The sequence below is a fragment of the Streptomyces sp. NPDC027663 genome (genome assembly GCF_055566415.1).
Window position 1 is genome coordinate 184,246 of sequence record NZ_JBVHSK010000003.1, and the last position, 25,057, is coordinate 209,302.

The 25,057-nt window shown below is 70.9% G+C and carries 18 protein-coding genes and 1 pseudogene; 5 read left to right on the top strand and 14 right to left on the bottom strand.

Annotated features, from left to right (window positions below; all coding sequences use genetic code 11):
• Positions 1 to 17: 17 nt before the first annotated feature.
• Complete coding sequence (locus ACZ4SF_RS10180) at positions 18 to 722, top strand: hypothetical protein (RefSeq protein ID WP_468380912.1); 705 nt, start codon at positions 18 to 20, stop codon at positions 720 to 722.
• Positions 723 to 1,156: 434 nt separating this feature from the next.
• Here the strand turns inward: ACZ4SF_RS10180 and ACZ4SF_RS10185 are convergent, their stop codons facing one another.
• A complete protein-coding gene (locus ACZ4SF_RS10185) occupies positions 1,157 to 1,936 on the bottom strand; it encodes an NAD(P)H-dependent oxidoreductase (RefSeq protein ID WP_468380915.1) in 780 nt (259 codons plus the stop codon).
• Between the two features lie 138 nt (positions 1,937 to 2,074).
• Here ACZ4SF_RS10185 and ACZ4SF_RS10190 point away from each other — a divergent pair, with 138 nt between their 5' ends.
• Positions 2,075 to 2,965 carry a helix-turn-helix transcriptional regulator gene (locus tag ACZ4SF_RS10190; protein ID WP_468380918.1) on the top strand — a complete coding sequence of 297 codons (891 nt, stop codon included), beginning with the start codon at positions 2,075 to 2,077 and terminating at the stop codon, positions 2,963 to 2,965.
• Between the two features lie 701 nt (positions 2,966 to 3,666).
• On the opposite strand, the gene ACZ4SF_RS10195 is transcribed toward ACZ4SF_RS10190, so the two are convergent.
• From ACZ4SF_RS10195 to ACZ4SF_RS10205, 3 genes and pseudogenes are all read right to left on the bottom strand, one after another.
• Positions 3,667 to 4,470, bottom strand: a complete 804-nt coding sequence (locus ACZ4SF_RS10195) for an alpha/beta fold hydrolase (protein ID WP_468380920.1) — start codon at positions 4,468 to 4,470, stop codon at positions 3,667 to 3,669.
• A 292-nt stretch (positions 4,471 to 4,762) separates the two neighbouring features.
• Positions 4,763 to 4,852 (bottom strand): annotated as a pseudogene (locus ACZ4SF_RS10200) (carbonic anhydrase); the annotation flags it as partial.
• 90 nt (positions 4,853 to 4,942) lie between these two features.
• Entirely contained in the window at positions 4,943 to 5,596 is a 654-nt protein-coding gene (locus ACZ4SF_RS10205; protein WP_468380922.1) for a type III effector protein, read from the bottom strand.
• A 128-nt stretch (positions 5,597 to 5,724) separates the two neighbouring features.
• On the opposite strand from ACZ4SF_RS10205, the gene ACZ4SF_RS10210 reads away from it, so the two are divergent.
• Both ACZ4SF_RS10210 and ACZ4SF_RS10215 read left to right on the top strand, forming a co-directional pair.
• Complete coding sequence (locus ACZ4SF_RS10210; RefSeq protein WP_468380925.1) at positions 5,725 to 6,156, top strand: Hsp20/alpha crystallin family protein; 432 nt, start codon at positions 5,725 to 5,727, stop codon at positions 6,154 to 6,156.
• A 319-nt stretch (positions 6,157 to 6,475) separates the two neighbouring features.
• On the top strand, positions 6,476 to 6,817 hold the full coding sequence (locus ACZ4SF_RS10215; protein ID WP_468380928.1) for an ANTAR domain-containing protein: 342 nt from the start codon (positions 6,476 to 6,478) through the stop codon (positions 6,815 to 6,817).
• A 632-nt stretch (positions 6,818 to 7,449) separates the two neighbouring features.
• Here the strand turns inward: ACZ4SF_RS10215 and ACZ4SF_RS10220 are convergent.
• From ACZ4SF_RS10220 to ACZ4SF_RS10250, 7 genes are all read right to left on the bottom strand, one after another.
• On the bottom strand, positions 7,450 to 7,692 hold the full coding sequence (locus tag ACZ4SF_RS10220) for a DUF5302 domain-containing protein (protein WP_468380931.1): 243 nt from the start codon (positions 7,690 to 7,692) through the stop codon (positions 7,450 to 7,452).
• Between the two features lie 212 nt (positions 7,693 to 7,904).
• A complete protein-coding gene (locus ACZ4SF_RS10225) occupies positions 7,905 to 9,320 on the bottom strand; it encodes a DEAD/DEAH box helicase (RefSeq protein ID WP_468380933.1) in 1,416 nt (471 codons plus the stop codon).
• 447 nt (positions 9,321 to 9,767) lie between these two features.
• A complete protein-coding gene (locus ACZ4SF_RS10230; RefSeq protein ID WP_468380936.1) occupies positions 9,768 to 11,075 on the bottom strand; it encodes a COG1470 family protein in 1,308 nt (435 codons plus the stop codon).
• A gap of 40 nt (positions 11,076 to 11,115) precedes the next feature.
• A complete protein-coding gene (locus ACZ4SF_RS10235) occupies positions 11,116 to 13,596 on the bottom strand; it encodes an InlB B-repeat-containing protein (protein ID WP_468380938.1) in 2,481 nt (826 codons plus the stop codon).
• A 3-nt stretch (positions 13,597 to 13,599) separates the two neighbouring features.
• On the bottom strand, positions 13,600 to 15,888 hold the full coding sequence (locus ACZ4SF_RS10240; protein ID WP_468380941.1) for a transglutaminase domain-containing protein: 2,289 nt from the start codon (positions 15,886 to 15,888) through the stop codon (positions 13,600 to 13,602).
• Positions 15,864 to 17,009 (bottom strand): DUF58 domain-containing protein, encoded by a 1,146-nt coding sequence (locus tag ACZ4SF_RS10245; protein ID WP_468380943.1) that lies wholly within the window; start codon positions 17,007 to 17,009, stop codon positions 15,864 to 15,866. Before ACZ4SF_RS10245 ends, ACZ4SF_RS10240 begins: the two co-directional genes overlap by 25 nt.
• A 7-nt stretch (positions 17,010 to 17,016) precedes the next feature.
• Positions 17,017 to 18,003: an AAA family ATPase gene (locus ACZ4SF_RS10250; RefSeq protein ID WP_468380945.1), complete on the bottom strand. Its 987-nt coding sequence runs from the start codon at positions 18,001 to 18,003 to the stop codon at positions 17,017 to 17,019.
• A gap of 463 nt (positions 18,004 to 18,466) precedes the next feature.
• Here ACZ4SF_RS10250 and ACZ4SF_RS10255 point away from each other — a divergent pair, with 463 nt between their 5' ends.
• Positions 18,467 to 19,861 (top strand): Hsp70 family protein, encoded by a 1,395-nt coding sequence (locus ACZ4SF_RS10255; RefSeq protein WP_468380948.1) that lies wholly within the window; start codon positions 18,467 to 18,469, stop codon positions 19,859 to 19,861.
• A 235-nt stretch (positions 19,862 to 20,096) separates the two neighbouring features.
• Here the strand turns inward: ACZ4SF_RS10255 and ACZ4SF_RS10260 are convergent, their stop codons facing one another.
• The 3 genes from ACZ4SF_RS10260 to ACZ4SF_RS10270 are packed head-to-tail and all read right to left on the bottom strand — an operon-like array spanning position 20,097 to position 25,022.
• Entirely contained in the window at positions 20,097 to 21,554 is a 1,458-nt protein-coding gene (locus tag ACZ4SF_RS10260) for a dynamin family protein (protein WP_468380950.1), read from the bottom strand.
• Positions 21,551 to 23,317 (bottom strand): dynamin family protein, encoded by a 1,767-nt coding sequence (locus ACZ4SF_RS10265; protein WP_468380952.1) that lies wholly within the window; start codon positions 23,315 to 23,317, stop codon positions 21,551 to 21,553. The genes ACZ4SF_RS10260 and ACZ4SF_RS10265 overlap by 4 nt, the downstream gene beginning before the upstream one ends.
• A gap of 7 nt (positions 23,318 to 23,324) precedes the next feature.
• Positions 23,325 to 25,022 (bottom strand): NlpC/P60 family protein, encoded by a 1,698-nt coding sequence (locus ACZ4SF_RS10270; protein ID WP_468380955.1) that lies wholly within the window; start codon positions 25,020 to 25,022, stop codon positions 23,325 to 23,327.
• Between the last annotated feature and the right edge of the window lie 35 nt (positions 25,023 to 25,057).

The window sequence follows — 25,057 nt, forward strand, 5'->3', positions numbered from 1 at the left end:
GCTGGCACACTGAATCTGTGGTTCCGCTGATGACCGCGGCCGATCAGGCCGCGTTCTCATCACTCACAGGCGCCGGCGTGGTGTCGGTCTGCGCACTGCTCTTCACCGTCGCGTCGTTCTGGTGGCTCAACGCCAGACAGGGGCGCCTGAAGACATGGGAGCCTCATGCCTTCGCAGCGATCGTCCACTCGTCCACGGCCCGCCTGCGGCTCCCTCTCGTCCTTCACAACACCGGCCCCAAGCCGATAGTCGTCCAGGACCTCATCCTGACGTTCCCCGACGAGCCCGCTTCCCACCTGCCGCTTCTGTGGGTGTCCTCACCCTCGCGCCTCCAGCCGGGGCCGGACGAGGATGCGAAGCTGCCGGCCGGCTTCGTCGTGCGCGGCAGAGAAGCGCAACAACTCTTCGTCGAGTTCGAGGCACCGTTCTCCGGGTTCATGCCGGAGGCTCGTGACTACAAGGTCCAGCTGCAAGCCCGGGTCGGTCACCGCAAGGGGTGGCGCCGCCTGCTGACGTTCACCCTGCGGGCCGCCAACATCATCGATCCGAGTCGCTACACCGTCTACAACAACGCGCCGGTCGAGCTGACGAAGGAAGACCAGAAGAGGGCGGATGCCGCGCTCCTCGAACTGTTGGAGGAGAAGGGCGACGACTCCGCTCCGGGCGGCGGGAGACAGCGGAATTCTCCACATGACGATGGCGACACCGGCACGAGCCGCTGACGCAACACCCGCCGGCCGAGCGCGGATCGCGACTCTGCCCAGCCGAAGAGGCGCACCGGGGACACAGCAGCGGCGTGCCGGCGTCCGCTTCCGCCGCCGCCCCGGGGCGGGGTGGCTTTGTCCACGAGAATGGGCAGCACACTGTGTGCAGCCGGCGGGCAAGCCGGCAAGGGTTGCTTGCGTCCGGGGACGGGAGCCGTCACGCTCATCTCCGAACTGGAGGCGCAGGGGTGAACCGCCCCGAAGAAGGTCGGCGCAGCCCGATTGCGGTGACTGCCGTGGCTGCCCGTCAGGCGCGGCTCGGGGTCGGCACCGGTTCGAGTTGCGGAGCGGGGGGTGCCGGGCCGAGAGCAGGTAGCCGGCCGCCGGCGCCGCCCCGGCCCTCGGGCTGCTCTCGGATCCGCGCCCCAGTTCGTCCTGCCCCTCGCCGGCGGTTAGTCGCGCACGTGCAGCCCGAAACCCGTGCGGCCCGCGGGCTCCAGTCCCTCCTTCAGGTGCAGCGAGGGGATCTCGTAGTCGCCGAAGTTCTGCCGCCGGAACGCGATCGGCTCGGTCGACTCCAGGGTGAGCAGGCGCTGCTCCCAGGCCTTGGCGACGTCCGGGTAGTCCTCGCCGGTCATCCGGTCGGTGCCGTACAGCACGAACGGCGGCAGCACCTCGATGCCCGGGTAGTAGAGGATGCCGTGGTGGATCGGGAACAGCAGGTCGTCGATGGGGCCGTTGATCCCGCGAGCGGCGTAATGCGACTCCGGGCCGCCGGCGGTCACCGACAGCAGGGCCTTCCTGCCCGCGAGGGTGCCTTCGCCGAACCGCTCACCGTACTTAGTGTCGCTGTGCTCGCCGACGCCGTACGCGAAGTGGAAGGTGAACACCCGGTCCACCCAACCCTTGAGGATGGCGGGCATCGTGTACCACCACAGCGGGAACTGGAAAATGATCGTGTCGGCCCACAGCAGCTTCTCCTGCTCGGCGCGGACGTCCGGGGTGAGCGTCCCGGCGTCGAAGGCCCGGCCCGAGTCCCGGGCGACCTTCAGCGGAGCCGAGGCGTCGGGGCCGTAGTCCGCGGCATCTACGATCGCCTTCCAGTTCATCGCGTACAGATCGCTCACCCGTACCTCGTACCCGGCGTTCTCCAATGTGGACACCGCGAGGTCCTTCAGCGAGCCGTTGAGCGACTTCGGCTCCGGGTGGGCGTAGACGATCAGCGTCTTCACGGGAACTCCTTCGGATCGGATGCCTTCGATCCTGGGCGTCGCGGCGCCCGTTGTTCAGGGGCGCCTCTTCCGTCGGACGGGACTTCCTGGTACCGGCAGGGCCACCTTCATGGGCTCCACCGAGGCGATACTGGGGGCATGGACGATCTTGCGGGCTTCCTGCGGACCCGGCGTTCCCGGGTCGACCCGGCGGCCGTCGGCATCCCCACCGACAGCCGCCGCCGGGTCGAAGGGCTGCGCCGCGAAGAGGTCGCGCACCTGTCCGGCGTCAGCGTCGACTACTACGTACGCCTTGAGCAGGGCCGCGCGACCCAGCCCTCCGAGCAGGTCCTTGACGCGCTCGCCCGCGTCCTCGGCCTCGACGAGACCGAACGCGGGCACCTCGACCGGCTCGCCCGGCAGCGCCGGTGCCGCGCGAAGGCGCCGGGCGGGCGGGTTCGGCCGGAGCTGCTGCGCGTCCTCGGCCTGGTCGCCGACGCACCCGCGCTGATCATGGACCACCGCTTGGACGTGCTCGCCGGGAACCGGCTCGCCGGGCTCCTCTTCGGCCGTCCGATGCCGGGTCTGAACACCGCCCGGCACATCTTCCTCGAGGAGGCTGAGCGCGGCCTTTACGCGGACTGGGAGAAATGCACCCTCGACGTGGTCGGGCACCTGCGCCTGGCCGCCGGGAAATACCCCGAGGACCCCCGACTGGCCTCGCTCATCGGCGAGCTGGCGATGGGCAGCGAGCGCTTTCGCCGCCTCTGGGCCCGCGCGGACGTGCGCGCCCGCACGCATGGACGCAAGGCGTACCGGCACCCGCTGGTCGGACTGCTGGAACTGCACCAGGAGAACTTCGCACTACCGGACGAATCAGGCATGGAGCTGCTGGTGCTGTCCGCGGCCCCCGGCAGCCCCGCCGAGGACGGGCTGCGCCTGCTCGCGGGCCTGGGCGCGCCCAGCGGTGACGCACACCCCACAGTGCACGCTCAGGTCCGCGAGCAACGCAACGACACCCGCCCACCGCCGGGAGCGCCTCAACGCTGACCACTTTCCGGCCCCCGGACTACGGGAGACCGCTCTGGGATGTGATCATGATGGAAGACTCTCGAAACGGCACCCGGCTCGAGGGGCACTTGGTTCCGGGAGGGACACCGCTCCTGAACAGGATCAGCGAGTTCCAAGTGCTACGAGAGGTCTCACAGCACACCGATACGAAAATGCGGCAGGTCTCCGAACTGATCGTGAACTGGGTCCACGGCGAACAGCTGCCCGACGAGATCCGCACCGCTCTACGCAAGGCACTGGCCAGCGCACGGTTCGTCTGGAACACAGCACAGCCCTGCCGCCCGCGATCTGAGCCGGACGGCAGGGCGGGCGGACGAATTGAATGCCAGCTCACTTCCGAACCCGCACGCGACGCGGCCTCCGCCCCACGTGTCCCCGAACCCATCTGACCGAAACGTCTCGCACGCCGGACTTCCGGCGGTCGCTGATCACGCCTGGAGCTTTCCAGCAGGTTCTCAAAGCCTGTTCCCCCGACGAGGTCGTTCCGTGAAGCGGACCGCATCCCGCAAGGCCCTTGCCACCGGGAAACCCCTGTCCGTCTCGGGAAGATCCGCCGTGGCAGGCTCAGCGCATGGCTGATCCACCTTGAGCGCTGTCCTCCAGCAGCGCCGCGAAAGCAGCCGCCTCTGCGGTGTCGCCGTCGGCGTCGGTCGGGTCGGGCTGCTGCCCGGTACCGCGCATCACCGCAGGGCCGCCAGGAAGGTACGGATGGCCTGGTTGGTGGCCTCGGGCGCGGACAGGTGCGGGCAGTGCCCGGTCGCATCGAGAGTCACCAGGGTCGAGCCGGGGATCGCCTGGTGGACGAAGGCGCCGACTTCCCGGGGGGCGATGACGTCCTGGGTGCATTCCAGCACCAGCGTCGGCACCTGCACGCTCTTCAAGTCGTCCCGGGAGTCCGACAGGAAGGTGGTGCGGGCGAAGACGCGCGCCATGTCCGGGTCGGTGGCGCAGAAGCTGTTCTTCAGTTCCTCCCCCAGCTCCGGCCGCTCCGCATTGCCCATGATCACCGGAGCCATCGCCACCGACCAGCCCAGATAATTCGACTCCAGCGAGGCCAGCAGCTCGTCGATGTCCTCGGCGCTGAACCCGCCCCGGTAGCCGTCATCGTCGATGTACCGCGGCGACGGAGCGACCATCACCAGCGCACCGATCCGCTCCGGAGCCGTGTCCGCGGCCAGCACGCCGATCATCGCGCTGACCGAATGCCCCACGAACACTGCATCGCGCAGGTCGAGCGCTTCACACACCTCCACCACGTCCCGGGCGTACCCGTCCAGCGAGGCGTAACGATCCTCCGAGAAGGCGGACGGATCCGCACGGCCCGAACCCACGTAGTCGAACAGCACCACCCGATAATTTTCGACCAGAGTCGGCACCGTCAGCCGCCACATGTTCTGATCACAGCCGAAGCCGTGCGCCAGTACCACCGTCCGCCCCTGCGGGTTGCCCACGACGCTGACGTTGTTCCTGCGGCTGATATCCATCCGGCCAGTCTCGCAGGCCCCGCTCATCGACAGGCCACGGCAGCGGGCTCACTTCCCCCCGGTCCACACGCCGCCTCCACAGACACCACCGGCCGGCTGGTCTCAGACCACCGCATTCCTGACCGGCCACCCCGGCCTGCGCGGTGATGCAGCTCACCCGACCACCGATCTCCAAGGCGGCACCGTGTCTGCGTGCGCGGAGAGCATGAAGCTCAGGCTGCGCGGAGGGTAGTCGCTTGGCGGATGCCTGGCCTCGATCTTGCGTGAGGGTCCGTGGACGGAGTCGGTGGACCGAGTCGGAGCACCCGAACAGCACGGCGAAGGGCTGTTGGGACGGTGCGATCTCGGCACGACGGCTGGCGTCCTGATCGGGGTGTTCGGGGCGCCGCCGACCTCTTGGTGCTTCTCGGTGCTCGCTGTTCGTCGTCGGCTGATGCGGCGGGCGAGGTCGGCTTCGGGTCGGACCGTCGGCTCAGGGCGGGGTGAGGGAGTCCAGTTGCGCGGCGAGGTCGGGATGAGTGGTGGCCAGGTGGGGGCGGGTGGCGTTGAGGGGGTGGATGAGCTCGGCGGGGTCGTCGTGGGCGAGGGCTTCGTTGAGCTGGCTGAGCGGGTTGCGGGCCGCGGTGGGCAGGTCGGTGAGGGCGGTGATCTGGCCGGCGATGCGGCGCAGATCGGCTGCGTTGTCGCGGGCCCAGGTGACCGTGGTGCGTTCGGCGGCGCGGCGTTCGCGGGTGGCCTGGACGCGTTGTTCGCCGGTGGTTCCGGCGGGGCCGGGCCGGCCTCGCAGGTAGCGGCGTTCGGCGGCCTGGCGGCTGGCGACCCCGAGCGGGCGAGCGAGGTCCGCCCAGCTGGCGCCTGCCTGGCGGGCGGTTTCGATCAGGCCGGTTTCCCAGCCGGCGAGCTGCTCGCGCACCTGCCGCAGCAGCAGAAGCGAGGCCAGGGCCTGCTCGGCGTCGACGTCGTGTGTCTCGGCGTCGACGTCGTGTGTCTCGGCAGTGCCGGGGGCTTGGCGCCGGGCGGCACGCAGGGCGTCGTCTATGGCGTGCAGAGCTGTCGCGGCGGCGAGGAACGACGCCGGGCTGGGTGCGTCGGCGCTGGACGCTGCCGGCGGGTCGGCCGGGGTCATGGGCACCTCCCTTGAGCGGTCATCTTCTGGATGACATCGAGTTTGTCATCCAATGGATGACATGTTACAACGGTGTCAGTGAGGCGCATTGGCAGCAACTGCCTGAACCTGCTGGAGGTGTTTTCACGATGTTGATGCGCACCGACCCCTTCCGTGAGCTGGACCGGCTGGCGCAGCAGCTGATGGGCCCGGGCACCTGGTCCCGGCCGTCCCCGATGCCGATGGACGCCTACCGCGAGGGCGACGAGTACGTGGTGGCCTTCGACCTTCCCGGCGTGAGCGCGGACGCGATCGACATCGACGTCGAGCGCAACATGCTGACCGTCAAGGCCGAGCGGCGGCCCATGGCGAAGGCCGACGACGTGCAGATGGAACTGTCCGAGCGGCCGCTGGGCGTCTTCTCCCGCCAGATCGTGCTCGCCGACACCCTCGACACCGAGCACATCCAGGCCGACTACGACGCAGGCGTGCTCACCCTGCGCATCCCGATCGCCGAGCGAGCCAAGCCCCGCAAGATCTCCATCGGCGTCGGATCCGGCCGCAAGGAAATCTCCGGCTGAGCCGGACAGACGAGGGCTGAACAGCGGCGGAGGACGGGTACCTGACCCCCCTCACCCGTCCTTCGCACTCCCAGTACTCGGAATCGGAAGGCGTGACGGCCGACAGGACCTGGCCTGGGACGTCAGCGCCGCCCTCTCCACGGTCGCCGGCATTGTCGGGCGACGACAGGGCTGTCGCCCGCTCGCGTCGACGTGCCGTCGGTCCCCGCATGAGATCCCGGCCGCTCGTTGCAACGAAATGACACATCACGCAGAAAGAACCGGCTGACCAGTGGCATCAGGTGCTTGATGCCCGGGTGCAGCCGGTCAGGAGGCGAGCATGCCGGAGCAGGGGCAGGACGATTCTTCACAGTTCGACGCCGACCACCCGGGGCCGGAAGAGCTTGCTCGAAAGATCGGCCAGTTGCAGCGGGAAATCGGCCAGCTCCAAACAGCCGTGGTCTCGCATGCGGTGATTGACCAGGCCATCGGCGTGATCGTATCTGTCGGCGGCCTTCCTCCCGATCAGGGCTTCGGTGTTCTGCGGTCGGTTTCCCAGACAACGAACATCAAGCTGCGGGAGGTCGCGGAGCAAATTGTCAGCTGGCCCGCCAGCAAAGAGCTGTCCGAGGACATCCGGCAGGCCCTGAAGGCTGCTCTCTCCAAGCCGGGCTCTGCCTGAACACGTGCACGAGCCAGTTTCGGCAGCGGCTCTTCCGTGTACAGCGACCGCCCGCCGGGTGTGCAGCGACTCCCCCGGCTCGTTGGACTGAACCGGAGGAGCCTGAGTCGAGCCAGCCCCATGGATACGCTGCTGAACGCGGCCTACACCCCGGGTCCCCCTTCACGAGTTCCCCACACCGAAATGCCGCTCCCCCACCGGGAAAAGCGCAGGTCCTTGCCCGCCCGCGGCGCACGGCCCGGCCGGCCGACCCGGAGCGGCCCGCGGCCACACCAGCCTTTTCACGGTCCGACGATGCGCATCGACGCGGCTGCCGACCTCGTCAGGCAACGGCCTCCCTCTCGGCCCCATGCCTCGTGCTCTCGACCCCATGCCTCGTCGGCGGTACGACCAGGACGAGCCATCCGGCAGGTATCCAGCATCATGTTCTCGGTCGGAGCCTCGGCGCGGAGGCGGGGAAGTGACAAATCCCCTCTGTCGTCGCTGCCGCCGTTCCCACAGGCGAGACCCCCGGCTACGCCTGGCCCGCAACGTGCACAGGGGTCTGCGCACGTTGCGGGCCACTGCACGGGGCGCGCGAGTGATCAGCGCTCAGAGTGCTGCGAAGCGGCCGGATCTCGGGACTGACCGACTCAGCCGCCGCTCTTGCGCCTGAACGACCGCTGGCTCGCAGCCGGGCCGTGCGCCGCACGCACCTTCGACGCATCGGAGTTGGCGGCGACATCAGCGGCGTCCGCCTGCGCACCGCGCTTGCGCGCCAGGGCTTCCCGGAACTTGCGTTTGAGGTCGTAGTTGCCGTCGCTGTCCGGCGCCAGAGGGGACGTCTCCGGGGCAGCCGGCTCCGAACCTTCCGTGGATACGGGCTCTGCGGTCATGGTGACCTCCTGGGTTCGGGGGGGGTGGGCAAGCACAGCTTGTCATGCCGGGCGCAGTGCGGGCGCCGGCAACATCATCCTCCTCCGTTTCGACGGGCATCCTCTCGCGGTCGAGGGCTTCGCTCCGTAGGTGGATGCGCAGGACGGCCCTCGAGCCGGGCCGGGGATCGTCGAGCCCGTCGCCAGGACATTCACTGCCAGGGCAACGGCTCTCAGCTGTTGCGACGCACGAGGGCGGCCTTGCGGGCCTCGGCGAGCTTGCGGGCCTCGCCGGCCTTTCGTGACTTGCCGCCGGCGCCCCGGGAGGTGTCCTTGCTGGTGCCGAGGCCACGGAAGGGAGCGTTGGTGTTCTTGGGCCGGGGCGCGGCGGGCCCGCCGTCGAGCGGGATCCCGGAGGGAGTTTTGGCGCCGGTGATCCGGCTCAGCTCCGCCTCGCCCGAGCGCACCTTGGTGACGGTCGGCTCGATGCCGGCCCCGGCCATCATGCGGCTCGTCTCGCGGCGCCGGCCTGCCGACACGAGCGTGACCACGCTGCCGGACTCACCGGCGCGGGCGGTGCGGCCCGCCCGGTGCACATAGTCCTTGGCGTCGGTGGGCGGGTCGACGTTGACCACGAGATCGAGGTCGTCCACGTGCAGGCCACGGGCCGCGACATCGGTCGCCACCAGAGCGGTGATCTGGCCGTTCTTGAACTGCGCCAGGGTCCGTGTGCGCTGTGGCTGGGACTTGCCGCTGTGCAGGGCCCCGGCGTTCACCCCACTGGCCCGCAGATGCCGGGTCAGCTGGTCGACGGCGTGCTTGGTGTCGAGGAACAGCAGTACGCGGCCGTCGCGGGCGGCGATCTCCGTGGTGACGGCGTAGCGGTCAGGGCCGTGGACGACCAGAACGTGGTGCTCCATCGTCGAGACCGTGCCCGCGGGCGGGTCGACGGAGTGGACGACGGGGTCGTGGAGGTAGCGGCGCACCAGCTGATCGACGTCGCGATCCAGAGTGGCCGAGAACAGCATCCGCTGACCGTCGGGGTGCACCTGGTCGAGCGCGTCGACCACCTGCGGCAGGAATCCCAGGTCGCACATCTGGTCGGCCTCGTCCAGCACGGTGATCCTCACCCGGCCCAGGCGGCAGGCGTTGCGCTCGATCAGGTCGTGCAGGCGTCCGGGGGTGGCGACGACCACCTCGGCTCCTTGGCGCAGCGCGCCGATCTGCCGGCCGATCGACGTGCCGCCGACGACCGTGGCCATCCGCAGCCGCAGTGCCTCGGCATACGGCGCCAGCGCCTCGGTGACCTGTTGGGCCAGCTCCCGGGTGGGCACGAGGATCAGGGCGAGGGGCTGCTTCGGTTCGGCGCGTCGCCCGGCCGTACGTGTCAGCAGCGGCAGGCCGAAGGCGAGCGTCTTGCCCGATCCGGTACGCCCGCGTCCCAGGACGTCGCGCCCCTGCAGGGCATCGGGCAGCGTGGCCGCCTGGATCGGAAAGGGTTCGCGCACCCCGAGTCCGCTCAGTGTCCGCAGCACCTCCACCGGCAGTTCCAGACCGGCGAAGGAGACGGCCGGGGGCAGCGCCGCGGTCGCGGCCGCGGGCTGGGCGGAACCGCCGTGAGCGGTGCCGGAGTCATCGGGATGCTTCATGGACAGCCTTCCGCAGGGAAACGTACCGAGGAAGGCCCGGCAGGATGGAACGGCCCGCACAAGCGGAACCGAACAGGCAGAATCGCCCACCGCGACGACCACGCAAACGAGTGATACTAACACAAGGCACAACAACGCGCCGTGGTACCGATCACCCCTCCCGCATCGACAACCCGTCGCGATCCGACACCCCTTCCGGCATACCTGGTCCAGGCTCCCAACTCACCGAGATCCGCCGACGCATCACCGGGGTGACCGCCTCACACACCTCCCAGCAACAGGGGCATACTCACGGCGAGATCGCGACCGTCCGAGGCGGCATCGCGTCCGAGGGCGGCGTCCTCGGCGCCGATGAACTCCAATTCGCTGGACAGTCCGACTGTTACGCCTGGCGCCTGGTGTTCATCACGCGCGGCCCCGTCCGTTTCCGGCACGGCACCGAACGGCTCAGACCTTCGCGGGAGTGAAGGCGATCTGCTTGATCACCGTGGGGTCCTTGGACGTGGGGCTGGGGTCGGCGTGGCCGAAGGTGAACGACACGACGGCCAGACCCGGCGGCGCCTGATAGGTGAGCTGGGTGGCGGCACCGGCCTGGGACCTGCCGTCGGCAGCGGCCTTGCTGCCGTCGGAGAGCTGGGCGACCAGGGCGTACTGGGCGCCCTTGCCCGAGAAGGTGACGCGCACGGTGCCGGCGGGCTTGGCGAGGTCGACCTCGACGGGGATGGTGTTGCAGAGGTCGACCCCGACAGGGCGCGCGCTGGTGAGGAAGCTGCCGAGACCGGTGACCGTCCGCAGGGCCAGCGCGGAGGCGTCTGCGCACTGCTCGGGGGCCTGCTCCAGAACCGTGGAGAGGGTGATGCCCTGCTTGGTGTAGCGGTCGGCGGGGACGAGCTGGTCCCCGCGCTCCTTGCTGAAGTCGACGATCGTGGCCCTGCCCGCGGGCGTCGACGGAGTCGGCGGACGGGACACCGGGGGCGAGGGCGTGGGGGTGGGCAGGGCCGCCGGTCTGCCGCCTCGGACCAGGAGCGCGGCGCCGAGCACGGAGCCGGCCGTGATCAGCACGCCGGCGGCCAGTCCGGCGGCCTTGAGCAGTCCGCCCCTGATCCTGGGGCTCTGTACGAAAGTGGCCTGCTGCTCGGCCCTGGCCTCGGCCGCGGCGGCGGTGATCTTGAGCGTCCGGCGCAGCTGGGTACCGGACCAGGGCGCCGCGGCCTCCACGGCCATGTCCACGGGGACCCCGGCTCCGGGGGGCACGCTGACGGCGCGCGGGGTGAAGGTGAAGGTGACCTTGTTCTCCGGATCACTCGCGCTCAGCGTCACCGGCAGCGCGGTGTTCCCCGTGTTGCGGACGTCCACCGTGAAGCGGGCGGACGGGCCCCCCTCCGCGATCTCGGGGCGTACCGCGGCGGTCAGGGCGGGAACGGGCGGCACGGTCAGGGCCAGTTCCTCGCACCGGGAAGCGGGCTGGTCCCCGACCGCGCGCACCAGGATCCCCAGCACGTGCCGCCCCGCGAACGGCTCTCCCTGAGCAGGCACCACGATCCGCACGGAGACGGTACCGGTCTGCTTGGGGTTGAGCTCCACCTGCGGCGGCTCGGCCCGGAAGTGTTCCGTGCCGGGAAGTCCCACGACGGTGGTCTCGTAGTGGCTGACCAGGCTGCCGGTGTTGACGACGCTCACGGAGACGTCGACGGACTCCCCCGGCCGCACCGTGATCTCCGCCGGTGCCACGGTCACCGTCGGCGTGCCGGCCATCGGGCCGGCGCCTCCTTCCGGGATCTTTCCGGCCACCGCGCTAGCCCTCGATCCTCGGGTTCACCCAGGAGCACCAGTCCTGGTCCGCCTTCGCGCCCGCCTCGGCCCGCAGGCGGATCTTGGTCGCACCGGCCGCTCCGCTCAGATCGACGTCCAGGGGGCGCATGGTCCCGTCGTCACCACGGTCGTGGGTGCGGCTGACCTCCAGCACGGAACCGTTGGGGAACACCGCCTGCACGACGAAGTCGGCCTCGCCCGCCGACGGCGGGTCGGCCACCGCCATGAAACCGAGCGTGGTCCGGAACCTGTCGCCCGGGACCACCGGCACGGGCAGGGTGAAGTCGCCCTCGATCCAGCCGTTGTTCACCCATTGCGGATGCGTCTCCATGTATTCGGGGTTGGTGTTGTCCTCGAGCAGGAAGCTGCCGGCCGGACGCAGCAGCGCGAAGCCGTCGGGGTTGGCGTCCGGGCCGCCGTTGACGTCGGAGGTGCCGCTCCAGGGGATGGTGCCCGCCCCCGTTCGCCACGCGGCCGTGGGCGCGAGCGGGATCAGCGCCAGAGAGTTCCTCGCGAACCGGACCGACACCGTCTTGTCGGCGTCCATCGTCACCGCGCAGGTGGCCGCCGTACCCGAGCAGGCGCCACCCCAGCCGAGGACCCGGAATCCGGCGGACGGCTGGGCGGTGAGCGTGATCGTCTGCCCCGGCTCGGCGGCCTTGGTGCACGTAGGTGCGCAGTCGATGCCGCCGCCGGTGACCTTGCCGCCGAGGGGCGTCTGCACGGTCAGCACCGGGCGCTCCGTGATCTGGACCGAGGCGGCGGCCACCGCCGTCCGGCCACCGGGGAACGTCGCGGTCACATTGATCTGGAAGGTGCCCGGTGTCGTCCACGCGTGGCTGGTGCGCACTCCGGAGCCGGTCTTGCCGTCACCGAAGGTCCACGCGGCGCCGGTCGGGGCCGGTTTGCCGGCCGGGGCGGTCGCCTGCAGCGTCACCGGTTCGTCCGTCTTCGCGGTCGGTTCGGACAGGGAGACGGATACGGTCGGCGGGCCCGACGGCGGTGGGGTCGTCGGCGGGGGTGAGGTCGTCGGCGGCGGGGTGGACGGGCCCGACGGACCGGTCGACGGCAGGGGGTTGGACGGCCCGGGGTAGGGGCCTGCGGTGGACGGTTGTGACGAGGGTGTCCCGCCGGAGTGCGGCGGCGGCGAGCCGCCGGGGGGCATGGTCGAGTTGGAGGACGGTGTCGGGGCCGGTTCCGACTCCGGGTCGTCGGGCCGCTCGGTGGGCGGTTCGGACGAGGAGCCGCCTTCGTCGTCGGGTCGCTCGGTGAGGCCCTTGTCCTGGTTTTCGGGGTCGTACTTCGGCACCTTCAGGACATCGCCGTCCAGCCGGATGACGCCCGCCCGTTCGCTGGCGGGATCGTTGAAGAAGACCATGCCGTCACGAGTGAGCAACTGGAACCGGGTCGGCGGGTCGAGCACCTGCGGCTGGGCCATCACCTTCGAGGTGGCGAGGTCGACGATCCAGACCCGGCCGGTGGCGTAGTTGGGTACGAACAATCGCTCACCGCTCTCCACCGCCGCCCCGAATCCGTCACCGGAGCGGCCCAGCGTGATCGCACGGCCGCAGTGGGAGGACCGCAGCTCGCAGATCGACAGCACGCCCCGGGACACCACGTACAGACGTGTGGAGTGCGGCGAGCCGCTGATCGCCACCTCGTCCCCGTCGCGCAGCTCCAGGGGCACGGTCGAGGCCCGCGCACCGGACTCCCGGTCCAGCATCGACGCCGTACGTGTGGCCATGTCGACCAGTACCGGCACACCGTCCGCCGCCACCAGCCGGCCCGGACCCGGCGCCTTCACCCCGCGCCGGGTCACCCGGTGCCCGGCCTCGACGATGTTCAGGTCGCCCGTCCTGACGTCCAGGGCCCACAGCGCGCCGTCCTCGTCGAGCATCGTGGACTCCGGGGCCGCATCGGCCGCCAGGGGCTGCAGATCACCGCGACGAGCCAGGGTCACCGGGTCGGTCCGGGCGAGAACGCCGTGCTCGGTGTCCACCGCGTACACCGCGTTCGGGGCCGCGAAGACGCGCAGTCCCCTGCCCGCGTCGGGAACGGGCCTGGCGCCCGCTGCGCCACGGGTGAGGGCGGGGGTGACCGCCAGCGTGGCGCCGTCGACGCGCCGTACGAACCCCTGCGAGGTGTTCACCACGTAGGCGTGGGAACCCTGCTGGACGACGTCCAGGTCGTCGCCGCCCGAGGAGACCTTCACCTGCGCGGCGACCTCTGCCGTCGAGCCGTCCAGGAGTGCGAGCTGGCCCGCCTTCGTGGACGGCAGCCATGCCGCGCCGGACAGCAGCCGGGGCCGCTTGGCGGCGTAGCCGTCGTCGGCGCCCGCGACGGCCACCACGCCCAGGGCGAGTGCCCCGGCGAGCGTCCAGGCGATCATGACCGCGTGCCGGCCGCGCAGCAGCGACCGGGCTCCCTTACCCCGCCATGCCCTCGTAATCCGTGCCCTGGCCATGTCCTATCCCCCTTGGAGTCTCTTCAGCGCCTGTCGTGACCGCCGGTTCCCCTGCCGTCCGACGATGAGTGGGCGTGGGTCGAACCACGCCGCCACCGTGGCCGCCGTACCCCGCTTGCGGCGCAGCGCGTCCCGTAGCGCGGTGTCCGCCTGCCAGGCCAGGGCGACCGCCTCGGGCGAGGGTTCCGACGGGCTGAACACCGCCTCGGTGACGAGTGGTGCGAGCACGGCGACCGGTGCGGCGGTGTCGCCGAGCCTGCGTTCCGCCCGGCCTGCCACCTCCAGGGCGGTCAGCGACGGGGGCACCGCCATGCCGGTCTCCCTCAGCCGGTCCGTGCTGTTGCGCCACGCCCCGACGATCTGCCGCGACGGCGGACCGGTGCGCCGTCCCCGCCGTCTGCGCCATTTCTCCAGGGCGATCAGCGTGGGCAGCGTGATCGCGAGGGCGATCAGAACCCCGACGACGATCAGCGCCCAGTCCCGCGCCGACCGTCCGCCACCGGTGACGGGGATGTTCGGGATCGTCCCCTGGTCGTTCGCCGCGCTGTCCGAGGGGTCGGGCGTCCGGCCGCCGGCGCGGTCGGGCTTTTTCTCGTCCCGCTTGTCGGTCGGCTTGCGGGTGGGGTCGGTCGGGTCGAAAGCCATCCAGCCGTAGCCGGTCATACAGACCTCGGCCCAGGCGTAGGCATCGCTGGAGCGGACCGTGTACGTGTGGCCCTTGCGCTCGTCGGGGCGCAGCAGATAGCCGGTGGCGACGCGGGCCGGGAAACCCTGGGACCGGGCCAGCACCGCGAACGCGGCGGCGTACTGCTCCGCGTACCCGACCGCGTCCTCCGGCTTGTCGCCGAACAGTCTGCGCAGGGCGTCCAGGGAGTGTCCGGGCCGGGCAGACAGACTGTACGGGGAGGAGCGCAGCCGTTTCTCCAGCGCGACCAGTTTGGCGTACGGCTCGTCGGCGCGGCCGGTGATCTCGACCGCGGCCCGGGTCAGTTCGGGGGGCAGCTCGGCGGGCACGGCGGTGTACCGCGTGGTGTCGGGCGTCAGACGGGGCGTCGCCAGCCTGGCACCGCTGTCGCGCGGCCGCACCGCGCCGACCAGGTCGTAGGTGAGGCGGTTGCGCGTGCGCGCTCCCGCCGCGAGCACGCCCGAGTCGGCGCTGAAGCCGATTCCACCGGTGGTGACCTGCTCGGGCCAGCCGACGGCGGGCAGATACGGATGGTCGAGCTGCTTGATCTCGACATGCAGCGCGACCCGTGCCGCGGGGGTGAGCCCGGGGTCGGGCGCCAGGGTGTGCCCGGCGACCAGGAACTGGTCCGTGGAGGTCCACAGAGCGCCGTCATAGGTGTCCAGTGCCGCGGTGCGTACCCGGTCGAGCCGTCCGCCCAAGGGGTTGCTGTCGACCCGGACGGTGAACAGCTCGCGCGGTTTCTTCTCCTCGAGCTGGCTCTTGAGGGTGGCCAGGGGGGTGAGGGTGTCCTCCACCTCCACCGGCAGGGGCACCGCGTCCCGGGGGTCGAACCGGTTCTGCCCGGTGGCCAGCGGCACCGCCTGGGCCAGCGCGACACCCACCACGGCGACGATCACCACGACGGGCAGACCGAACAGGGCCCGTCCCGCGCTGCCGCGCACCGAGCCGCCGCTTTCGGGCCCGGTCATGACGTCGGCCTGGTCCAGGCGTACCGCCCGGATGAGCAGGAGCAGCAGCAGGAGCAGCAGGAGGACGCCGGTCAGTGTCAGTTCGTCGTCGGGGCGTGCCGCGGTCAGCAGCAGCGCGACGACCAGTGAGAGGACCGGCGCTCCCAGGGGGCCGAGCAGCGAACGGGTACGCAGGGTCACGCTCACCGTGACGAACGCCGCGGTGAACAGCACCAGCGCCGGGGTCATCAGCAGCTCGCCGCTGACATCGGCGGGCAGGCCCACGCTCAGCATCCGTGCCCAGCCGCGCAGTACGCCGGAACGCAGGGTGTCCAGGGTGTCGAGGGTGGGGATGCCGTGCCGGAGGGTGGGCGTCAGTACCGCGTAGACCGCCACCACGACGAACCCGACGACCGCGACCAGCACGGTTGTCGGGGTCCGACGGCGCAGCAGCGCCGTGACGGTGGCCAGCACCGCGGCGCTCGCCGTGGTGGCCAGGAGCGGGACCAGATGACCCTTGGTGGCGAACAGTTCGCCGTAGACCAGTGCGGTGGCCGCGACCGAGAGGGTCACCAGGGTGAGTTCGGCGTAGTGCAGGGCGGTGACCGGCTCGCCGGTCCTCACGGTGGCCTTCATCGTCGTACCAGCTCGTTCCACGTGGCGGCGAACTCCTCGCGGCTGCGGACGTTCATCGACACCACGCCGTGCAGCGCGCTCGGGGGCGCCGCATAGGTGTCGGCGAACTGCACCAGACTGATCATCATGAACCGGGAGCGCACCTGTGGCAGCGCGGTGAGCAGCGCGGGTTCGGGCTGTCCCGTGATCACACCGAGCGATACGGCGCCCTGCTCGGGCACCATCGAGGGCAGCGCGGCCAGCCCCGGGTCCTGGCGGCCGCGCTCGACACCGGCCAGCAGATCGAGGGTGGGTGTGAGGCCCTCGCCGGTCTGGTCGGCGGCGGTCGTTCCGCCGCCGGTGGTGCGCAGTTCGAGCGGGAACCCGGAGCGGATCGCCGCCACGCAGAGCGAGGCGGCGGCGCTCACCGCGTCCTCGAAGGACTTCTCCGTGTACGGGCTCTCGCTGGTGTCCAGCACGATCATCAGCCGCGGTTCGTTCGGGACGACGTTGTGACGGACCATCAACTGACCGGTGCGGGCGCTGGACTTCCAGTGGATCAGCCGCCAGTCGTCGCCGGCGACATAGTCCCGCAGGCTGTGGAAGGCGATGCCGCCCTGCGGGGCGAGGCTGGAGGTGGGGCCGTCCTGATCGCGGCTCTGACCCGTGGGCACCGGCTGCACCGGATCGGTGTGCGGATGCACGTACAGAGTCGACTCGGTCGCGTACTGCTTGGCGACCGCCATCAGCCGCAGCGGATCGGTGTGCCCGATGGTGAGCGGGCCCACCCGGTAGACCCCGCGCCGGGACGTGGGCAGTTCATAGGTCATGGTGTGGCTCGCCCGGGGGGCGAGGCTGGGGACCGGCACACCGATGCTTCGGCCGGCCACCCGTTCGGCCGCCGTGATCGGCGGGCAGCGCCGGGACATCTCGTTGGTCACGGTGATGACGCCGACCGCAGCCTCCCCCTCGGTCACCCGGTTGGGACGGATCTGCCGGCGCACCAGCAGATCCGGTTTGGCGAGCATCCACAGGGCGGCGGCGAGGATCGCGATCAGGCCGGCGAACCCGAGCAGCGCCAGTTCCGGGTAGTCCAGCAGGGCGCCCGCGGCCAGCAGAAGGACGGCCGCGAGCGAGACCGTGAGCCCGGATCGGGTCAGCATCGTGGCCTCACAGACCTGCGGACGCCTGCGGCACCGGAACCGAGGCGAGGATCTCGTCCACGACCGAGGACGTGGTCACACCCTTGATCGAAGCCTCCGGGGTGAGGATGATCCGGTGGCACAGCACCGGGTGAGCCATCGCCTTCACATCGTCGGCGGTGACGTACGAGCGGCCGTCCACCGTGGCCCTGGCCTGGGCGGCCACCGCAAGGGCGTTGCTGGCTCGGGGACTTGCGCCGAGGCGCACCTTCTCCCTGAGGGCGCGGGTGCCGCCGACGACCGTGACGATGTACGAGCGGACCGCGTCGGCGACATGCGTGCTGCGGACGACCTGGATCATCTTCGTCAGCTCGGCGACATTGGTCACCGCGGTGAGCTGCTCGGGCAGCCGCCGTGCGATGGCGTCGCCGATGACTCTGGCCTCCTGCTCCGGGCTGGGATAGCCGAGGTGCAACTGCATCATGAAGCGGTCGAGTTGCGCCTCGGGCAGGGTGTACGTGCCCTGATGGTCGTGCGGGTTCTGGGTGGCGATCACGAAGTGCGGCGAATTGAGTTCGTAGGTCTCGCCGTCCACGGTGACCTGTCGTTCGCCCATCGCCTCCAGCAGTGCCGACTGTGTCTTCGGCGAGGCCCGGTTGATCTCGTCGCCGAGCACGATATTGGCGAATACCGGCCCGGCATGGAATTCGAACTTCTGCTTGCTGTTGTCGAAGATGTTCACGCCGACAACGTCCGAGGGCAGCAGGTCCGGAGTGAACTGGATCCGGCGCAACTGCCCGCTGATCGAATGCGCTATCGCCTTGGCCAGCGTGGTTTTCGCGACGCCGGGCACCCCCTCGATGAGCAAGTGACCCTCGGCCAGCAGACAGACGACGGCATTGCGCACGACCTGTGCATTGCCATGGACGACTTGCTCGATGTTACGGATCAGGTCGTCGACCCGACGCTGAACCCAGGAGGCGTCGATCGCCCCCGGGTCAACGGGCATTGACATAGGTGCCCCTTTTGACTTGCGGACTGTGCAAGCAGTGATGACAGGGTTTTTCCGAGAAGCCGACCGCGGCCGCCCGCAGGCTACTTCACTACTGAGCCAACTGTGGGAGTTTCAGGCGGACTTGCTGGTTATCCACCGGATTGTCATGTTCCAGTTGGAGCTGTCGGGACGGCCGTCACCGCAGTCGGTGCCCCAGGCGGCCAGGGGGAGACCAACCGTCGACGTGACCGCGCCCCTGCCCCACCGTTCCTGTTCCATGAGAGCCGTCCCCCAAGTGCTCTGAGCCCGCCTGTCCGCGCCGCGGTTGCCCCGTGGCGAGAAGTAGGGCGCGGTCGGAGTTCCCGGCCGCCGTCACGGTCCTCCGAACTCCGCCCATACCCCCTGGTCACAGCCAATATGATGGCAGTTCAGGCTGTATACCGATTCATCTTAGCCATTTACGCAGGGCTCAGGAAAGGTCGGAATGTTTCCTCTCGGAATTGATCTTGGCACCACCTTCACCGGCGCCGCGCTGTGGCGCAGCGGTCGTGCCGAGACGGTGCCGCTCGGCCAGCATTCGCACGGCTCCGACCTCGTACCGTCGGTGCTGTACCGGGCCGCGGACGGCACACTCCTCGTCGGGGAGAGCGCCCGGTTCAAGGGCGCCACCGACCCGCAGCGCATGGCCCAGCGCTTCAAACCGCTGATGGGTGAGGACTATCCGGTACTCATGGGCGGGGCGGGATATCCGCCCCATGAACTCACCGGCCACCTGTTGCGCTGGGTACTGGACACCGTGTCCGGCCTCGAAGGCGCCCGGCCCGGCCATGTGGTGCTCACCCACCCCGCCGGGTGGGAAGGGCACCGGCGTCAGGCGCTGGTCGACGCGGCCTCCATCGCGGGGCTCAGCGATGTCGGCCTGCTGCCCGAGCCCATCGCCGCCGGTACGTTCTACGTGTCCCAGCAGCGCATAGTGCCGGTGCGCCCCGGCGCCCTGATCGGCATCTACGACCTCGGCGGTGGCACCTTCGACGCCACCCTGGTGCGCAAGTCGGAGACCGGTGTGGAGATCAACGGCGAACCGGCCGGTGACGACCATGTGGGCGGCATCCACTTCGACGCGCTGCTGATGGACCATGTCGAGGAGATCGCCGGAGCCGCCGGCCGCTTCGACCCGGACGACCCCGCCGTCGAAGCCGACCTGTTGCGGCTGCAGGCCGAGGTGATCGCGGCCAAGGAGATGCTGTCCGTCGTGCCGGAGGCGGTGGTGCATGTCCGGCTGCCGGGTGTGTCCCGGGACGTGGAGGTCACCCGCAGCGGGTTCGAGGCGCTGATCCGGCCGATGCTCATGGGCACGATCGGCATGTTCGCCGATGTGCTCGACCAGGCGGGCGTTCGGCCGGATCAGCTCGACGCCGTGCTGCTGGTCGGCGGGTCCAGCCGCATCCCCCTGGTCGCCCGGCTGCTGGAGACCGAGCTGGGAGTCTCCGTCAAGACCGACGCGCACTCCAAGCACGTGGTGAGCCTGGGTGCTGCGATCGCCGCGGCGCCCCGGCAGACGGTGACGGAGCCGAAGGTACTCATCCCTCCGGTACGCCCGCCCCAACCCCAGGGCACGCCCGAACAGGGCCCGGAGCTGACCGTCGTCACCGACCTGGAGCGCACCGGCCTGACGACGGCCACCGACACCAAGGTGCACGTACCCGAGTCTCCGCTCCGCAACGTTCCATGGATCATCCCCGGGAACGAGACCGTCACGGTCCGGACGGTGGACGGCGGGACCGGACGCGGCGGGCTCGGCGTACTCGTCGTGGTCCTGCTGGTGTTGGCGGTGCTGGTACTGATCGCGCTGTTCGCCTTCCGGGCCCGCACGGCGTGAGAGGTCCGGCGTCGTCGTCGCCCCGCACCTCCCGTCCGGCGGTGAGGACCGGGACGCCGTCCTCACTGACCGCTCGGTCGCCGAGGGAGGAATCCGAGCCACCGGCGGCCGTGGGTGTGCACGCCCACGGCCGTCACGACGCCCGGGCCCGGTGCGGAGACATGGGTCCATACGACTCCCGTCGCCCGTCGCCCCTTGAGCGAGGACCGGATACCGGCCCCCTGTGCGGTCCTCGTCATGACTCGTCCTCGTGCCGCGCGGCCAGCACCTCGCAGCTGCGGACCGCGACCCTGGCCGCGCGGGCGAGGTCCGGCTTGGTGAGGGGGTGGCGGGCCAGCCGCCCCCAGTAGGCGTGTTCGACGCCGATGGCCTCACGGATCCGGTCCCCGGCGGCGGCGGCCGGGAGGTTCAGACGGGCGGTGACGCCGGTGCCCTCGCCTCCCAGCAGCCGTTCCACCCTGGCCAGTTGGGCGGGCTTGGCCGGGATACGGGCGGTGCGCAGATACGTCAGCATCCGGATCTCCGTCAGCTCATGGGCGTTCACCCGGACATGCTCCATGCGCCTGCGCAGCGCGGCCGCCTCCGGAACAGGATCGGCGCCGGTCACCGCGTCGATCACGCGCAGCGCGGACTCCGCCTTGAGCACGTCGCGCCGCTCGGCGAACTGGGACGACAACAGGGCGCGCAGTCCGGTCAGTCCGCTGTGCTCGGCGAGCGCCACGCACAGCTCGTCCCGGGTCAGGCGCGGGTTGTCCGACAGCAGGCGCAGGCCGAAGCGGATCCCGTACAGGCCGAGGCGGCGCAGCAACGCCTCCCGGTCGGCGCCGGAAAGGACGGCGCGTCTGGCGGGGTCGAGGAAACGCGAGGTGGAGACCAGCAGCGGCACGGTGACCGAGGGGCCCGCCGCGGCCAGCGCGGTCAGTCCGGCGAACTCCTTGGGCTCCATCGTCCCGGACGCCTCCGCGAGCAGTCCGGCCAACGGGACGACGGTGTGCACCAGTGAGCGTACGCGGCTGTTGCCGCGGTAGTCGGCCGCGACGCGGTCGGCGTGGGCGAGGGCGTCATCGTCGCCGCCGCCCATTTCGTCGGCCCGGGACAGGATGCCCATCGCGGTCACCGGACTGCCGCCGTTGGCTCCGGCCTCGGCCGTCATACGGAGGAAGTCGACGTCGGACGAGTGCAGTTGGCGCATGAGATACAGCACCGCGTCCACCGTGCCGCCGTCGGAGGGCCGGCTGAAGAACCGTTCGGTGCGAGCGCCCGCGGTCAGGGTCAGGGACCCTGTGCCGGGGGTGTCGATCAGCGTCATCGACGTCAGCCACGGTGCCGGCAACTGCACCCGCAGCCGGTCCAGTTCCTCGATCCGGGTGCGCGGCGGCAGCATGACCGGCGCCGTCGCCGTCAGCGGAATCGGCTCACCCGTCCTCGGATCGGCCCAGGCCGCGGGGTGGTCGCCGTGGCTGTACCAGGTGACGATCCGCGTGCACTCGCCGGCGTCGGTCGCCGCGACCCGTTGTCCCACCAGCGCGTTGAGCAGGGTCGACTTACCGGCCTTCACCCGCCCGGCGATCGCCACCTTCAGCGGTTCCGCCAGATGCGCGGTCACCGCCTCGACGGCCGGCTCCCCGGGTCGGCCCCGGTACACCAGTCGTGCCTCCCTGAGCAGCTCGCCCACGGCGGTGATCAGGTTCATGGGTGCCGCCTCCTCGGGAACCCGGAGTGGGCCGCCGCCGCGGTCGCGGAGTCGAGCAGCGTCCGTACCCGGCTCAGGTCCGCAGGCGGGGGCGGGGTGGCGGAGGTGGCCGCACGGTAGCTGCGTTCGGTGGTTTCACGGAGTTCGGCGGCGCGGTCCAGGTAGTAGTCACGCAGTCGGACCTGGCAGGTGCGGATCAGGTCGGCGCCCGCGTTGGCGGCGAAACTGTGCTGCTGGCGGAGGTAGTTGACCACCGCGGCGACACCCTCACGCCGGGACTGTTCCATGCGTGCCGTCTTCTGGTCTCGTACGGACTTCAAGGCGAACACCGTTCCGAACGTCGCGGTGATGGGCAGCAGCACCCACAGCGCCGGATGCATGGTGGTGATCAGCAAGGTGGTGATCACGGAACTGCTCAGCGACCAGCCGCGGGCGGCCTGCATGCCCACCTCGATCCGGCCGGCGGCCTTCGTGGTCGGGGTGCCGAGCTGGACGCTGGCGCTGGCTCCGACCAGTCCAGGGCGGTGGGCGCGCAGGATCTCACCGGACTCGTCGGTGAACGCCTGGGCCACGTCCGCTCCCAGGTCCTCGATCGCCGCGAGAGTGCGCTGGTGGCAGTCGGTCAGTTCCTCGTTCGTGCGCTGGTAGAGCCAGGGCACGAACTCGTCCCACTCCCGCAGCGGGTCCAGGGCGTTGACCCGGGCGACCGCCTGCTGTTCCAGCCGGAGCATCCGGTCCTGCAGCTCGTTGCGGGTACGGGCGTTGACGTCGGCGAACCGGTCGTTGACCAGGTTCATCCACCGTGCCGTCGGGGCGGCCAGTTGCACGGCCTTCTGTCTGGCCTGCTCGGCCCGGGAGCGGTCCTCTCCCCGCTGTCCGGCCGACAGCGTGTGCGCGATCTGCCCGAGGGTGTCGGCGACGACCGCCACCGCCCGCCCGGACGCCGAGGCCCTGCTGCCGGCCAGCCGTGAGCGCAGCCGCTCCACCAGGACGGGGAAACCGGATTCGGCGTTGAGCCCGGCGTCCCCGGAGTCCAGGGCGAGCTCCCGCAGCCGGGCGGACACCGGAACGATCTCCACGCTCAGCCCGGCCGTTGCGAGATGCCTGCGGTTGATCTCCAGGATGCGCCGCCAGTCCAGGTACAGATCGGTTTTGGTCAGCACGCAGAGGGTGTTGGGGCACGTCTCGATCACGTGCCGGAGGAAGTCGACCTCGGCCGCGGTGAACTCCTGGCTCGCGTCGGTGACCACGAGCACGGCGTCGGCCAGCGACACGGCCCGCATCGCGGCGGACGCCTGCGCCGAGGCGAACCCGCCCCCCATACCGGGGCTGTCCACGAGAGTGAGGCCGGTCGACAGCAGGGCGCGCGGCAGCCCGACCTCGATCGCCGCCAGCCGGCGCCCGGCGCCGTCGAGCCCCGAAGTGGAGTACCCGGCCACCTCGCGAGGGTCGACCGGGGTGGTCCGCTCGGCGTCCACCGAGGTGACCAGCTCGGCACGGGCGGTGGCGGCGTGACCGACCAGCACCGGCACCGTGGTGAACCCGGTCGGGTCGGTACCGCAGACCGGAACCCCGACCAGCCCGTTGACCAGGCTGCTCTTGCCTTTCTTGAACTCGCCGGCGACCAGCACCTGGAACGGCCCCGCGCTCAGCTCGCGGGCCTCGGCGGTGAGCCGGGCCGCGAGGTCGGGCCTGCCGTTGCGGTGTGCCTCGCCGATGGCCTCGGCCAGCAGCCGGTGGGCTTGCTGATCGGTCGTCGTCACGGTGCGGTCAGTGCCCTCCGTGCGTGACGTCATGGCCGGGGTCCGGATCGGCTCCATGGTGGTGGGTGCCGAGATCGACGTGGATGACGGTGGGCTGCGGTACGTCGTGGAAGCCGCCCGTCTCGTCGAACCCGCCGGCCCCCGCGTCATCCGTGAACGACGCGTCGGCCAGGGCCGCATGGTGCGGGTCCGGCGCCGCCGGCGCATCGTGCAGGCCCGGGACGACCGCAGGCGCCGTCGGGCCGGTGAACTCCAGGCTGGCCGGGAGCGTGTGCTGGTCCAGGGAGAAGGGGTCGGCGGCCAGCCGGCGATCGAAGTCGTCGGGCTCCGCGGCCGCGGGCCCGGCGCTGAACTCGTGGCCGTCCGCCTGCACATCGGACGACGCGGCGGCGGCGGTGGGCTCGGCGGCCGGGGCGGGCGCGTCGAGCCCCGCCGTGTGAGCGGGCTCGGCCGGCTCCGCTGCCCGGTGCTCCTCCTGTGCCGCCACGGCGGTTGCGTGATCGGCCGGTGCGGCGGTGTGTGAGCCACCGCCCGCCGTGCCGGGAATCATGCCGGCGTAGTTGAAGCGTCTGGTGCCGGCCTCGAAAATGCGCACGCCGTCACGGGGGTTGGCCGCCTCGATGGTCCGTCCGTCGCCGAGGCTGATCGCCACGTGCTGACCCGAGGGCTCGCCGGTCAGCGGGTCGCTGGAGAACTTGAAGAGCAGTGCCCCCCGGGTGTGGATGGCGTCCTCGACCGACATCTCGGTGCCCGCCCGGTGGAGTTGCCGGTACTGCGCCGACGAGCCGTCGGTGATCTGCAGTCCGGCCTGGTGCGCCGCCCATTCCACGAGTTCGGAGCAGTCGAAGGCGTTCGGGTTCGGATCGCCCGGGCGTGTCTCGGCACCGTAGATGTACTGGTCCCCGTTCTGGGCGAGCGCCGCCTCGACGAACCGGTCCAGCTTGCCGTCGTCCGCGTGTGCTGCCGGTTGCACCGTCCCGGTCTCGGTCGCGCCGCCCGGCCGGCCGGCCGGAGACCCACCCGGCCGGCCGGCCGGAGGCACACCCGGCTGCGCGGTTGCGGCATCGTGGCCATCCGCCGCCCGGAGGGGCAGCCCGTACTCCCGGCCGGTGTCCGGCACGCCGCTCTCCAGCGGGATGCCGTACTCGGCGCCCAGGCGGCCGGCCGGCACAGCCTGCTCCGGGGCGGCGCCGGCTCCGGTGTCCGCCGGGGTGGCGTGGTCCACGGCCGGGGTCACCGCGGGCTGCGCGGTGCCGGCGTCCGCAGGCATCGCCTGCTGCCCGTCGTCGGACCCGGCGCTCCGGCGGTCGCCATAGCCGGAGGTGCCGGTCCACACGCCGAGCCCGGCTCCGTCGCCGTGGGCGACCGCGGCCGCCTGGGCCTCCTCCTGGAAGCGCAGATAACGCGCGGACGGGCCATGGTGCGTGGTCGTCCACGGCGAGAAGTCGCCGCCGTGCCGGGAGATCTGGAAGGCGGCCCTCGCGTTGCCCACCGGGTCGTAGAGGTCGAACCGCTCGGCCAGGTCCGGATGGGCGCGTGCGTTGATCTGCCACAGCCCTCTGCTGTCCTCACCGACCGGGTTGTGCGCCCGGCTGTCACCGCCCGACTCCGCGAGGGCGACGGCGGTCATGGTGGTGGCCTGGTCGGGTGAGAAGCCTGCCTGACGGGCAAAAGCGTAGATCTGCTCTGCGGAGAAGCGGGGCATGCCGCCAGAGTACGGCCGTGACGGACACTCCGCCC

Excerpts from the sequence above, each read along its gene's own strand:
- ACZ4SF_RS10250 (WP_468380945.1), bottom strand. The coding sequence starts at position 18,003 with ATGTCAATGCCCGTTGACCCGGGGGCGATCGACGCCTCCTGGGTTCAG.
- ACZ4SF_RS10220 (WP_468380931.1), bottom strand. The coding sequence starts at position 7,692 with ATGACCGCAGAGCCCGTATCCACGGAAGGTTCGGAGCCGGCTGCCCCG.
- ACZ4SF_RS10235 (WP_468380938.1), bottom strand. The coding sequence starts at position 13,596 with ATGGCCAGGGCACGGATTACGAGGGCATGGCGGGGTAAGGGAGCCCGG.
- ACZ4SF_RS10245 (WP_468380943.1), bottom strand. The coding sequence starts at position 17,009 with ATGCTGACCCGATCCGGGCTCACGGTCTCGCTCGCGGCCGTCCTTCTG.
- ACZ4SF_RS10195 (WP_468380920.1), bottom strand. The coding sequence starts at position 4,470 with ATGGATATCAGCCGCAGGAACAACGTCAGCGTCGTGGGCAACCCGCAG.
- ACZ4SF_RS10190 (WP_468380918.1), top strand. The coding sequence starts at position 2,075 with ATGGACGATCTTGCGGGCTTCCTGCGGACCCGGCGTTCCCGGGTCGAC.
- ACZ4SF_RS10270 (WP_468380955.1), bottom strand. The coding sequence starts at position 25,022 with ATGCCCCGCTTCTCCGCAGAGCAGATCTACGCTTTTGCCCGTCAGGCA.
- ACZ4SF_RS10255 (WP_468380948.1), top strand. The coding sequence starts at position 18,467 with ATGTTTCCTCTCGGAATTGATCTTGGCACCACCTTCACCGGCGCCGCG.
- ACZ4SF_RS10230 (WP_468380936.1), bottom strand. The coding sequence starts at position 11,075 with ATGGCCGGCACGCCGACGGTGACCGTGGCACCGGCGGAGATCACGGTG.
- ACZ4SF_RS10215 (WP_468380928.1), top strand. The coding sequence starts at position 6,476 with ATGCCGGAGCAGGGGCAGGACGATTCTTCACAGTTCGACGCCGACCAC.
- ACZ4SF_RS10210 (WP_468380925.1), top strand. The coding sequence starts at position 5,725 with ATGTTGATGCGCACCGACCCCTTCCGTGAGCTGGACCGGCTGGCGCAG.
- ACZ4SF_RS10205 (WP_468380922.1), bottom strand. The coding sequence starts at position 5,596 with ATGACCCCGGCCGACCCGCCGGCAGCGTCCAGCGCCGACGCACCCAGC.
- ACZ4SF_RS10260 (WP_468380950.1), bottom strand. The coding sequence starts at position 21,554 with ATGAACCTGATCACCGCCGTGGGCGAGCTGCTCAGGGAGGCACGACTG.
- ACZ4SF_RS10225 (WP_468380933.1), bottom strand. The coding sequence starts at position 9,320 with ATGAAGCATCCCGATGACTCCGGCACCGCTCACGGCGGTTCCGCCCAG.